We start from the raw sequence: 11,570 nt of genomic DNA on the forward strand, positions 1-11,570 counted from the left end.
GCCATGCTGCATTCCAGCACGGAGATACGCCGCCGCATCGACGCATTGGGGCCGTGGTTCCACAATATGGAGCTCGCGGGCGTGGAGACCGCTCCCGATCATTTCCTCGGCAACTACCCGCTGATCAAATGGCGCAAATTCGCGGATGCCATTCCGACTGATCTTTCGGGCAAGTCGGTGCTCGATATCGGCTGCAACGCAGGCTTCTACTCGATCGAAATGAAGAAACGCGGTGCCGATCGCGTGCTTGGGATAGACTTCGACCAAGCCTATCTCGCCCAGGCGCGTTTCGCCGCCGAGATCGCCGACTGCAACATCGAGTTCCGGGAACTGTCGGTCTACGACGTCGCCTCGCTCGGCGAGCGCTTCGACATCGTGCTGTTCATGGGCGTGCTTTACCACCTGCGCCACCCGTTGCTGGCGCTCGACCTGATCCGCGCGCATGTCGCGAACGACCTGATGATCTTCCAGTCGATGCAGCGGGGCAGCAACGAAGTCCTGCCGCTCGAACAGAACTACCATTTCTGGACACGCGACCTCTTCGATCGGCCCGAGTTTCCGAAGCTGCACTTCATCGAGCATCGCTATGCGGACGACCCGACCAACTGGTGGATTCCGAACCGCGCCTGCACCGAAGCGATGCTGCGCAGCGCCGGTTTCGAGATCCTGCTCCACCCGGAAGACGAGGTCTATTTCTGCCGCGCGTCCGGTGAACCGGCCGGCAGCGCCGCCGTCTATCCTTCGAAAGGAGAGACCCATGATTGAAGCCGCCATGATCTGGAACGAGCCCAACAACAAATCGCACTGGGATCCGGAGCTCGACCCCGACTGGAGCCGTTTTGCCACAATGGCGACCCTGGCGGCTGATGCGATCGGCCGGGAAAATCCTGCCATCACAAAGGTGCTGGGCGGCATTTCGCCGATCGATGCCGGGTTCATGACGCGCATGAAGGAGTTCGGCGTGCTCGACCATGTCGATGCGGTCGCCGTGCATGGCTTCCCGCTCGACTGGAACCTCTGGCAAATCCACGAGTGGCCCCACAAGCTCGGAGAGATCGCGACGGTCGCGGACATTCCCGTGTGGGTCAGCGAAGTCGGTGTGTCGACCTTCGGCGCCGAGGAGGTGCAAGTCTGGGGCTTGCGCCGGACAGCGGAGCTTTTGCTCGGACTTGCGCCACGCGTTCAGTGGTACAGCCTCTATGATCTGCCGCGCTCCTGGGAAGCGACGACGCGCCATCGGGAGGCGGAAGGCTCGTCCTATTACAGGCACTTCTACATGGGCCTGCTTCGCGAGGACGGCACGCCCAAGCCGGCGCTCGAGGAATTCGTGCGCCACACTCCGCAAATGGGCCTGGTGCAGTGGTTCCATTACGAGGACCCTCGGCTGGACGACGCTGTTGCCTGGATGGAACGTCTGGGTGTCACCCACCTGCGCACCGGCCTGTCCTGGGCCGACAGTTTTCGGCCGAATGCGCTGGACTGGTTCGACCGCCAGATGGAAGCGCTTGCCGACTTCAACGTCACCGTCACCTTCTGCTTCACGCCGGAGCATCGCGGTCTTCAACCTCATCACACCAGCCCGCCCCAGATTCCCGAGGAATTCTCCGAGTTCTGCGCGGCGATGATCCGCCGCTACGCTCCGGCGATCGGCGACAACATGGCGACGACGCAGCGCGTGCCGGCGGCATGGTGAAGCCCCAGATCAACGATGACACTGACTGTCCTCAACGTCGCCTACCCTCTCGCGCCCGTCGGGCCGGATGCGGTCGGCGGGGCCGAGCAGGTGCTTTCGGCGCTGGATCGTGCGCTGGTCGAGAAAGGCCACCGTTCGGTTGTCGTCGCCTGCCAAGGGTCAAGCACAGCCGGCGTCCTGGTGGAAACACCAGCCGAGGCGGGTGTGCTCGATGAGGCGGCGAAGGACCGTGCTCATCAAGCGCATCGCGACGCGATAGCCGCCGCCCGCGCGTGCTGGCCAATTGACGTCGTTCACCTCCACGGGATTGACTTCGACGCCTATCTGCCTTCCGACGGCCCAACCCTGGTGACGTTGCACCTGCCGCTCGGCTGGTACCCGCCCGAGGTGCTGGCGCCGTCACGCGAGGACCTGTGGCTGCATGCAGTCTCGCAGGCGCAGCACAGGACGGCGCCGGCGGGATCGAGACTTGCGAAGCCTATTCCAAACGGTGTTGATATCGAAGCGCTGAACGAGCCCCGGTCGCGGCGCAATTTCGCGCTGGTGCTCAGCCGCATCTGTCCCGAAAAGGGCATCCATCTCGCATTGGAGGCAGCCAAGCGCGCCGGCATGTCCTTAGCGATCGCCGGCCAGGTCTATCCCTACGAGACCCATCTGCGCTATTTCGCCGACGAGGTCCGCCCCCGGCTCGATCGCCAGCGGCGTTTCCTCGGGCCACTCGGCTTCTGTGCCAAGCGGCGGCTGCTCAACACCGCACGCTGCCTGGTCATTCCCAGCCTTGCCCCCGAAACAAGCTCGCTTGTCGCGATGGAGGCGCTTGCCTGCGGCACGCCGGTCGTCGCTTTCCCGAACGGCGCCCTTCCCGATGTCGTCCAGCACGGCAGGACCGGTTTCCTCGTCAATGACGTCGAGGAGATGGCGAAGGCCATTATCGCTTCCGGAGCCCAGGACCACGAGGCATGCCGTGCCGAGGCGCGTCGCCGCTTCTCGCTTGAGCGCATGATCCCGTCCTACATGGATGCTTACGAAGCGCTGGCGAAGCTTGGCACCCGTCGCGCCCTGCTGGGAACCGGCTGATGGGCGGTCTGTGCACCGAGATCATTCGTGACGCGAGAGCATTCGAGGACCTGGAGCCGCATTGGTGGCGGCTCTGGCGGCGGACCATCTCGGCCACGCCGTTCCAGTCTCCTGCCTGGCTCATTCCGTGGTGGCGGACATTCGCGCCCGGCGACCTTGCGGCCATTGCCGTGTGGAGTGGAGACGCCCTCGCTGGTCTGGCGCCGCTCTATGTCGAAAGGCATGATCGCGGTCAGCGCCTGCTGCCCATCGGCATTTCTCTAAGCGACTACCTCGACATCTTGTGCGTGCCGGAACTGGAAGCGAAGGCTGGCGCCGCCATCGCCGGCGCGGTGCTCTCGCTCGAATGGTCGCAATGGATCCTGCCCGACCTCCCGGCTGATGCCATGTCGCTGAGGCTTGAGCTGCCGAATGCGCAAGAGTGCCGGTCGATGGCGCACGCCGCCTGTCCCGTGCTGCCGCTCGATGGCGATCGAACCCTGGCCTACTCGGTTCCGGCGAGACGAAGGCGACAGTTGCGCCGCGCCGAGCGAGCTGCCCGGCGAAGGGGGGCCGTTGTCGTCAGCCGCGGCGAGTCCGATCCGCAGATATTTCTCGACAGGCTGATCCGGCTGCATGGCGCGCGCTGGGCCGGTCATGGCGGGGGCGTGCTATCCGCCGCGGCTGTGGAATTCCACCGCAGGGCCCTGCCGCGGCTTGCCGATAGCGGCCTGACGCGATGCCTGACGATCGAGATCGGCGACGCCGTCGTCGGTGCCTATTACGGATTTCATCACCGCGGCCGGGCCTATGCCTATCTCGGCGGTTTCGATCCAGCCTATTCCGAGGAAAGCCCCGGCGCGATCCTGATCGGCCATGCCATCGCGGAAGCCGCCAACGAAGGCGCGCGCGAGTTCGATTTCCTGCGCGGCCGTGAAGGCTACAAATATGGCTGGGGCGCGAACGATCGCTGGACAGCGCAAAAGATGTGGACGCGGGGCGCGCCGCCGTGACCCCCGCGAGGCAAACCGGCGCGATCGCCAGGCGCCTGCTGGAGGACTACATGGCGGACGGCCTTTCGGTCGACAACGCGCTGGCCAGACTGGCCGTCTGTGTCGACAAGACGACCAGCGCGGCGCAACTGGCGGATGTCGCCCTGGACATGCGCCCGAGCCATGTCCCCCGGCGACGCTGGCTGGAAGGCATCGCCACGATGCTGCGTGACAAGGCCGACGCCTTCGACTCCGTCCGCAGGGTCGCTGCCTGCGTGTCGCATGACCCTGCCAACGGCGAAACGGCCGCCATGACCGTCGAGCGGCTGGCCGGCGGATTCGATCGGGCGGCCGCCATATCTCCGGCCGCCAGCGTGCAGCTGTCGTCGCTGGGCGATGAGGACAGGCTCTCGGCCACAACCGGCGAGATTGCCTTGTGGCTGGAACGACAAGGCATGCTCGGCAGCCGCAACCGCATATTGGACATCGGCTGCGGCATCGGGCGCCTCGAACATGCGCTTGGCGCCATGGCAGGACGTATCGTCGGCATCGATATCTCGCCTCGGATGATCGCCATCGCGCGCCGGCGATGCGCCGGCGTCGCCAATGTGGAATTCCGCCTGACCTCGGGCTTGGATCTCGGTGACTTTGCCGATCAAAGCTTCGACTGCGTGCTGGCTCTCGACAGTTTTCCGTACCTGGTGCTTGCCGGTGTTGCCGAGCGGCATTTCGGCGAGATCGCGCGCGTGCTGCGGCCAGGAGGAATGGCGGCAATCCTCAACTATTCCTATCGGGCGTCGCCGGACATCGATTCCCGCGATATCGACCGTCTTGCCCGTGCATATGGCATGGACGTCTTGGTCGATGGCGAAATGCCTTTCGGCAGTTGGGACGGCGCGGTCTTCCTTATCCGCTGTGGCGGCGGAACATAACGCGCGGGCGGCAGTTCGGTCGCCGAACAGTTTCTCGCGGGCAGCCCAGGAGAAGAACAATGGCAACCGGCGGTAAGAAGCATATGGGCCGCGGCAGCCAGGGCAAGGGCTCCGGAACCGGAGCGAAGACGACGCTCGCAAAGGACATGGTCGGCGAGAACGAGGTCCTGTCCAACCGGGACAAGAAGCAGCATACGGAGCAACGCGGCCTCGACGGCAACCGGATCAAATCCGATCAGTACCAGGACCACGCGGCGAACCGTCTGCCTAAGGAATGAGTGCATGCTCACGGATCGCCTTTTGCCCCGAAATCCGAAGACTGCGATCCCGAAATCCTTGCGTCGAGCGTCTTGCAAAGGCCGGTCGGGTATGCCTCAGTGAGATCTGAAGGGGCCTCTATTGTTAAGAGAATGCGATGTCTCGCCGGAGCCAGCGCGATCTATGCGCCCAGGCAATCCAGAGCTTGGACCAGGAGATCGCGTCCCTGTTGACCGCCATCGAGCGGGAGAAGGTCCCTGACCGGCTGACCAGGCTTGCACTCGAACTGCAGAACGCGCTGATCGAAAAAGCGCAAAGGCGATGTGACGGCTGAGCGCGGTTGAAGACGACGCGGCAAGGATGCGGCATTCCTCCGAGACCGGGCCGAAGGGCATTGGCAGTGCCTGCTGTCGCAATGCCAGCATGATCGGTGGAACATTAACATAAGTGAATCGTTGTTGCCGGTTAGGAGTCATCCCGATGGCGCAGGATGGCAGAACTCCGGAAGTGGACGAACTCGTTCGGCGGCTGGTCGCAACGACGGGCATCACCGAAACGCAGGCGCTTGACCTTATTTCGCTGCTCGGCCTGAATTGGGCCTCGTTGATGAGAGAGGCGAAAGTCCTGAAATCAACTCAGCGCCGGTAGGCTGGCTTTAGCGTCTTGCGCCTTCAGTATCCCAATGGTCGTCCGAAAATTGACGTCGTCGCTCGATCAGCGCCTGCGGCGAGCTTTCCCCGAGGAACTCCAGAACACCGGCACGGGCACGATTGAGACGGCTTTTGACGGTGCCGACAGCGCAACCGCATATCTCAGCGGTTTCTTCGTAGCTTACGCCCAGCACGCCGATCAGCACCAGAACCTCACGCTGATGGGACGGCAGCTGCTGAATGGCTCGATGCACTTCCTTGCTTTGAACCGACCAATCCTGCGACGGCTCCGAGATCGGCCGGCTGGAGGCGCAGTCAAGCAGCCCGGGCGCCTCCCTGGCCGCTGCCTTGACACGCGTGTAATGCGTGTTGCGCATGATCGTGAAGAGCCAGGACTTCAGCCGCGTGCCCGGCTCGAACTTGTCCAGGTTGGCAAGCCCCTTGGTCAGTGTCTCCTGCACGAGATCGTCGGCGTCGTCGGGCACCCGACAGAACGTTCGTGCAAAAGCCCGCAGGGCAGGAATAAGATCGACGACGGAGACCTCACCGGCGTCAGGGTTCGACAAATTATGCTCTCTGGGTAACAATTTTCCGGGCCCAGCAAACAGGAGTGAATGAGATGCGGACTAGGGAGAATGCCTGAGAAAAAGGAACGTTCCTGTTTTCCGTCGCTCGGCCGAAAACTTTTGGCCAAGGGGCTCCCGGGAGCAGCACCGCAATGGGGCGGTCACTCGACATGCGCGCCACACGGACGGCAATGACATCTTTCGACAGTTGAAAGGCAAAGCTGAGCGCCTTGTCCGCGCCTGTTCCACTGCTGGGTCACGACGAGAACGATAGGCGGTTGAATGTTGCCGAGATTGAGCTTTCCGGGCTCGCGCAGACCAGCCTCGAGATCTGGCCTTTCGGCGAATGCGCCTTCAGCGCGCCATAAGAACCGTCAGCCCCGGATCCTCGATCATGGACTTGGTCACGCCGCCGAATATCCGCTCGCGCAGCCGGGAGTGGCCGTAAGCTCCCATGACCACGAGCTCGGCGCCAGTGTCGGTGGCATGCTGGCGAAGAACGGCGGCGACAGAGTGGCCCGAACTCGGCAGGCGATCGACCGCGACCTTCGCGCCATGCCGGGAGAGATAGGCCGCCAGATCCGCTCCCGGCTCCGCGCCATGATGCCGTTCGTCTTCGATCGGATCGATCATGGCGATGCGGACCTCGTCGGCGGACGACAAGATATCGAGCGCCTCCCGCACGGCGCGCGAGGCTTCCAGACTGGCGTCCCAGGCGACAAGGACGCGTTTCGGTTTCAATGTCGCGCGCGCTCCCTGAGGGACCAGCAGGATAGGCTTCCCGGACGAGAACAGGCTGCCCGCAAGGACCTTATCCTTAAGCAAGCCGCTTGCGAGCATCTCCGGTCCGACGATGGTCAGGTCGGCATAGCGGGCCCGCCGACCGATGATCTCATCCGTCCAGGACTGCTCCGGGTATTCGCTGCCGAGGTCGGCCGATACGGGGCCTTCCGACAGCATCCTGGATACCGCCGAGCTGCGCTTCTCCTGGGTTTCCATTTCGGCTTCGCGCTCTGCGAGCCAGGCCGGCGAGATCACCGCTGCGTATTCTCCGCCAGACGGAGGCGCCGCAATGACCACGACGAGCACGGAAAGATGCGCGTCGATTTCCTCGCACAGACCGGCGGCGAGCCTCAAATCACCGTCTCCGTAGTCGGGCCCGGTAACCGTGAGCAATGTCTTGAATGGCATGGGGGCCGCTCCTTGTTCGAGAACACGGAATGCAGCCTTAGCGAGCCGGTTGGGATCCTTCCTTGCGCTGAATCAAATCGTCCCTCGCAAGATTGATCCCGGTCAACGTGCGTGCGCGTCGCATGGTTTAGCCTGACACCGATGGCTGGAGGCAGATCAATGAGATTCCGGACGACGATTGGTCTTTTCGCGCTGACGCTGAGCGCCGCGGCGGCGCAGCAGATGAGCAATGGACAGCAGGAATATCTGAATTCCTGCGCGGTCTGCCACGGCGTGGAAGGCAAGGGCGACGGGCCCTTGGCCGATGAGCTGCGCAAGCGCCCCGCCGATCTGACGACGCTGACGAAGCGCAATGGCGGGGAATTTCCCTACTGGCGGGTCTACGCCACGATCGACGGTCGCGGTCTCGTCCCGGCGCATGGTGAGCGCGACATGCCGGTTTGGGGCAACCAGTTCCTGCCTGACGACGTGAAGAAGTACGGTCCCTATGGTGGAGAGGCCGTGACCACGGAACGCATCCATAACCTCGCCGGTTACGTCCAGACGCTTCAGCGTTAGCGACTCCCGCGAGACCTCGGCCGGCGAGGCCGAATGAGGATGCAATCAAAGGCCAAGGACATGCCCCAATGATCACCGAGAACCAGGATGTCGTGGTCGAGATGCTGAAGAACCCTGCCAGCCATGGCGAGGTTGGTCCGGTCGAGACGATCGAAACACATATTTCCCGGATCTTCCTCGTCGGGCGGCGCGCATTCAAGATGAAGCGGGCGGTCAAGCTGCCCTATGTCGACTTCTCGACGCCGGCGTTGCGGCTCGCCGCGTGCGAGAGGGAAGTGGAGCTGAACTCCATAACAGCGCCCGGCCTCTATCTCGATGTCCACCGCGTCACGCGCGCGGGCGACCGGCTTGCCCTGGACGAGCCGGGAGAACTGGTCGACGCCGTCATCGAGATGGTCCGCTTCGACCAGTCCAAGCTCCTGGATCGCATGGCCGCGGCGGGGGAACTGACACCCGCGCTGATGACAGGCGTGGCCCGCATGATCGCGCACTATCACCGCGGCGCCGAAGTGGTCCATGCCGGCAGCGGGTCGGCGAATATCGGCGGCGTCCTGGAAATCAATTCGGCCGGATTTGCGACAAGCCATGTGTTCGACCGAAAGGAGATCGAAACGCTCAACGCGGCGTTTCGCGACGCCCTTTCCCGCCATGCCAGCCTGCTCAACCGGCGCGAGGCGGCAGGTCGGGTCCGCCGCTGCCATGGCGACCTGCATCTGCGCAACATCTGCGTCTTCGATGGCGAGCCTCGCCTGTTCGACTGCATCGAGTTCAATGATCAGATCGCCACCGTCGATGTCCTCTACGATCTCGCATTCCTGCTGATGGATCTGTGGCATCGCGGTTTTCCGCAATTCGCCAATCTGGTGATGAACCGCTATCTCGACGATGCCGATGACGAAGACGGCTTCGTTCTCCTGCCTTTCCTCATGGCGGTGCGGGCGGCGGTGCGCGCGCACGTGACCGCGACGCAGGTCGAGGAAGCCAGCCAGGATTCGACAAAGCTGATTGCCGAAGCGCGATCCTATTTCCACCTCGCGCAAACCCTGCTTGCCGAAACGCCGCCTCGGCTCGTCGCAATCGGCGGCTTGAGCGGCTCGGGCAAGACGACGGTCGCCGAGGCGCTCGCCGCTCAGATCGGCGCGCCCCCCGGCGCCCGGATCGTCGAGAGCGACCGCATCCGCAAGGCCATGCATGGCGTGGCGGCCGAAACGCGGCTGCCGGCCAAGGCCTACCGGCCCGGCGTATCGGAACGCGTCTATCGCCAGATAGCCTGGCTGGCGGAGCTTATCCTTGCCGAAGGCGGCTGCGTCGTCGCCGACGCGGTCTTCGACAGACCGGAGGATCGCGACAGGATCGAGCGCGCAGCGACCGGGACAAACGTCCCGTTCGCGGGATTTTGGCTGGCGGCAGATCCGTCGGTGCTTTGGCGCCGGGTCAGCGAGCGCAAGGGCAGCCCCTCCGATGCCACGATCGACATCGTTTCGCGGCAATTGCAGCGCGATGCCGGTCCGATGACCTGGCGCAAGATCGAGGCCGACCGCAAAGTGGCCGACATCACGGCCGAGATGGTGGCCTCGGTCGAGGGCGCCGTTTCATCCGCGGCCGGCTTCAGGAAGACCGGATCATAAAGCTGTCACCCGCTTACAGGAATTCCAAGAATAGTGTGCGCGGTTTTCCGTCAGGAATTGCGTCAAAACAAGGAGATAGAGCGTTTCGCCATTTCCGTGAAACAGTGAAACGCTCTAGCGGACTTCCAGCGTCGCCACCGACAGGCCGGGCTCGCTCGGGTGGTGCGCGATCGAGAAGCCGAACTCCAGGCACATTGTGAGCATCTTGCGATTTTCGTTGAGGATCGTGCCTTCGATGCGGCCGATGCGTTCGGCCTTCGCATAGTCGATGACCTGTTTCAGCAGATCCCATCCCAGGCCATGGCCTTGCAGCTCCGATCGCACGAGCAGCGCATATTCACCGCTCCTGTGATCCGGATCGCAGGAAAGCCGGCCGATTCCCGCCAGCGCTCCCGTGTCCTTTTCAAGAGCGACGAAGGCGATGTCGCGCTCGTAGTCGAGCTGTGTGAGCCGCTTCAGCATCTGGTCCGGGAAGTTCTTCCGCAGCGACAGGAAGCGCAGTCTGAGGTCGTCGGGAGAAATCTTCGCCAGGAACGCGGGATAAAGCGCCACGTCCGCCGGCATGATCGGCCGGATGTGAAAGATCATGCCGTCCGACTGGAGATCGCGGCTCCATCCCGACGGATAGGGCCTTATGGCAAGCGTCGGGTTCGGCGCCGGCTCATCCACCCGTCGCGGGTCGATCTCGATACGCGCATCGAGCGCAACCACGCCTTCGGCATCGGCCAGCAGCGGGTTGATGTCGAGGGAGACGAGGCAGGGGAAGTCGACGATCATTTGCGACAGGCCGTTCAGCGCGGCGATGATCGCGCCTCGGTTGGCCGGCTTGCGATCGCGATAGCCGGCAAGCAGGCGGCCTATCCTGGTCGCGTCGATCGCGTCTCCGGCCAGCACGTCGTCAAGCGGCGGCAGGGCGATCGCGGTATCGTTCACGACCTCGACCGCCGTGCCGCCGGCGCCGAACAGAATGACCGGGCCGAACATCGGGTCGAGGTTCATGCCCAGGATGAGTTCCTGAGCATGCTTGCGCGCGACCATGGCTTGCACCGTGTAGCCGTCCGCCTTCACCTGCGGCGACCGCGTGCGCAGGCGCGTCTCGATCGACCGGGCGGCCTCCGCGGCCTTCTCCGCGGTCGCGATGTCGAGGACCACGCCGCCGACATCGGACTTGTGCGAGACTACCTTCGACAGCAATTTGACGACCACTGCTTCAGAGCTTTCGAGAAGCTCGCCGGCCGCCTGCGCCACTTCCACAACGGATCCGGCGACGATGGTTCGCGGCACGGGGATTCCGTAGGCTTCTATCGCCGCTTTTGCTTCCGGCTCCGTCAGCATGCGTCGCCCTTCGGCGGCCACCTGCCGGAAGATGGCGTGCGCCGATGCCTTGCCATCGGCTTGGTCTCCACCCCGGCTCGAGGGAGTCCGCAGCAGCGCCCGCTGGGCTCGCGACCATTCGCCGAGATAGGACGCCGCGATCGCCGCGTCCTCCGGCGTCTCGAAGCTCGCGATGCCGGCTTCCGTCAGGACGCGCCGGCCTTCGCGCGCGGTATGCTCGCCGAGCCAGCACGCGAGAAGCGGTTTTCCGCCGATCTCGCCGTCGTCGCCAAGCTCGGCGACCTTCCTGGCCGCGTCCGGCGAGGAACCGAGCCCGGTGGGGCAATTCATGACCAGGATAACGTCCGTCCCCGGATCCGCCGCCAGGGCTTCGAGCGCCGCCCCGTAGCGCTCCGGCGCGGCGTCACCGACGATGTCGACCGGGTTCGCATGCGACCAGGTCGGCGGCAGCGCACGGTCGAGCCGCTCGATCGTCGAGGGCGCAAGTTCGGCCAGCTCGCCTCCACGATCGACGATCTTGTCGACGGCAAGCACGCCGGCCCCGCCGCCATTGGTGACGATGCCGACCCGCGCCCGCTCGAGGGGAGCGTGACGGGCGACCGTCTCGGCGGCATCGAGCAGCTCGGCGAGATCATCCACACGCAGCACGCCTGCCCTGCGCAAGGCGGCGTCGACTACCCTGTCGGCGCCCGAAAGCGCCCCGGTGTGTGT

Annotated in this window: 12 protein-coding genes; 9 read left to right on the top strand and 3 right to left on the bottom strand. The window is 64.2% G+C overall.

The window, feature by feature from the left end; translation table 11 throughout:
- Positions 1–3 precede the first annotated feature (3 nt).
- From EOA28_RS11015 to EOA28_RS38770, 7 genes are all read left to right on the top strand, one after another.
- Positions 4–765 (top strand): TIGR04290 family methyltransferase, encoded by a 762-nt coding sequence (locus tag EOA28_RS11015; RefSeq protein WP_127251277.1) that lies wholly within the window; start codon positions 4–6, stop codon positions 763–765.
- Positions 758–1,693, top strand: coding sequence for a beta-xylosidase (locus EOA28_RS11020; protein WP_127251276.1), 936 nt, complete (start codon positions 758–760; stop codon positions 1,691–1,693). The genes EOA28_RS11015 and EOA28_RS11020 overlap by 8 nt, the downstream gene beginning before the upstream one ends.
- A gap of 15 nt (positions 1,694–1,708) precedes the next feature.
- Positions 1,709–2,770, top strand: a complete 1,062-nt coding sequence (locus tag EOA28_RS11025; RefSeq protein ID WP_127251275.1) for a glycosyltransferase family 4 protein — start codon at positions 1,709–1,711, stop codon at positions 2,768–2,770.
- The gene (locus EOA28_RS11030) at positions 2,770–3,762 is read left to right on the top strand and encodes a GNAT family N-acetyltransferase (RefSeq protein WP_127251274.1); all 993 of its coding nucleotides are present in this window, start codon (positions 2,770–2,772) and stop codon (positions 3,760–3,762) included. The genes EOA28_RS11025 and EOA28_RS11030 overlap by 1 nt, the downstream gene beginning before the upstream one ends.
- On the top strand, positions 3,759–4,673 hold the full coding sequence (locus tag EOA28_RS11035) for a class I SAM-dependent methyltransferase (RefSeq protein WP_245463189.1): 915 nt from the start codon (positions 3,759–3,761) through the stop codon (positions 4,671–4,673). Before EOA28_RS11030 ends, EOA28_RS11035 begins: the two co-directional genes overlap by 4 nt.
- A 59-nt stretch (positions 4,674–4,732) precedes the next feature.
- Complete coding sequence (locus EOA28_RS11040; RefSeq protein WP_042647226.1) at positions 4,733–4,951, top strand: hypothetical protein; 219 nt, start codon at positions 4,733–4,735, stop codon at positions 4,949–4,951.
- A 460-nt stretch (positions 4,952–5,411) separates the two neighbouring features.
- Positions 5,412–5,579 carry a hypothetical protein gene (locus EOA28_RS38770; RefSeq protein ID WP_189342007.1) on the top strand — a complete coding sequence of 56 codons (168 nt, stop codon included), beginning with the start codon at positions 5,412–5,414 and terminating at the stop codon, positions 5,577–5,579.
- Between the two features lie 7 nt (positions 5,580–5,586).
- On the opposite strand, the gene EOA28_RS11045 is transcribed toward EOA28_RS38770, so the two are convergent.
- Both EOA28_RS11045 and EOA28_RS11050 read right to left on the bottom strand, forming a co-directional pair.
- Positions 5,587–6,147, bottom strand: coding sequence for a sigma-70 family RNA polymerase sigma factor (locus tag EOA28_RS11045; protein ID WP_127251273.1), 561 nt, complete (start codon positions 6,145–6,147; stop codon positions 5,587–5,589).
- A 354-nt stretch (positions 6,148–6,501) separates the two neighbouring features.
- Entirely contained in the window at positions 6,502–7,338 is an 837-nt protein-coding gene (locus EOA28_RS11050; protein ID WP_127251272.1) for a universal stress protein, read from the bottom strand.
- Between the two features lie 159 nt (positions 7,339–7,497).
- Here EOA28_RS11050 and EOA28_RS11055 point away from each other — a divergent pair, with 159 nt between their 5' ends.
- Entirely contained in the window at positions 7,498–7,896 is a 399-nt protein-coding gene (locus EOA28_RS11055) for a c-type cytochrome (protein ID WP_127251271.1), read from the top strand.
- Between the two features lie 68 nt (positions 7,897–7,964).
- Positions 7,965–9,524: a bifunctional aminoglycoside phosphotransferase/ATP-binding protein gene (locus EOA28_RS11060; protein ID WP_127251270.1), complete on the top strand. Its 1,560-nt coding sequence runs from the start codon at positions 7,965–7,967 to the stop codon at positions 9,522–9,524.
- Positions 9,525–9,638: 114 nt separating this feature from the next.
- Here the strand turns inward: EOA28_RS11060 and EOA28_RS11065 are convergent.
- Positions 9,639–11,570 (bottom strand): GNAT family N-acetyltransferase (locus tag EOA28_RS11065; protein ID WP_148670684.1); only part of this gene is annotated, 1,932 nt, incomplete at its 5' end.

It is taken from the genome of Mesorhizobium sp. M2A.F.Ca.ET.067.02.1.1, from assembly GCF_004023285.1.
GTDB lineage: Bacteria > Pseudomonadota > Alphaproteobacteria > Rhizobiales > Rhizobiaceae > Mesorhizobium.

Bases quoted from the DNA above. Each gene is read 5' to 3' on its own strand.
- EOA28_RS11050 (WP_127251272.1), bottom strand. From the start codon at position 7,338: ATGCCATTCAAGACATTGCTCACGGTTACCGGGCCCGACTACGGAGAC.
- EOA28_RS11040 (WP_042647226.1), top strand. From the start codon at position 4,733: ATGGCAACCGGCGGTAAGAAGCATATGGGCCGCGGCAGCCAGGGCAAG.
- EOA28_RS11015 (WP_127251277.1), top strand. From the start codon at position 4: ATGCTGCATTCCAGCACGGAGATACGCCGCCGCATCGACGCATTGGGG.
- EOA28_RS38770 (WP_189342007.1), top strand. From the start codon at position 5,412: ATGGCGCAGGATGGCAGAACTCCGGAAGTGGACGAACTCGTTCGGCGG.
- EOA28_RS11060 (WP_127251270.1), top strand. From the start codon at position 7,965: ATGATCACCGAGAACCAGGATGTCGTGGTCGAGATGCTGAAGAACCCT.
- EOA28_RS11030 (WP_127251274.1), top strand. From the start codon at position 2,770: ATGGGCGGTCTGTGCACCGAGATCATTCGTGACGCGAGAGCATTCGAG.
- EOA28_RS11025 (WP_127251275.1), top strand. From the start codon at position 1,709: ATGACACTGACTGTCCTCAACGTCGCCTACCCTCTCGCGCCCGTCGGG.
- EOA28_RS11020 (WP_127251276.1), top strand. From the start codon at position 758: ATGATTGAAGCCGCCATGATCTGGAACGAGCCCAACAACAAATCGCAC.
- EOA28_RS11055 (WP_127251271.1), top strand. From the start codon at position 7,498: ATGAGATTCCGGACGACGATTGGTCTTTTCGCGCTGACGCTGAGCGCC.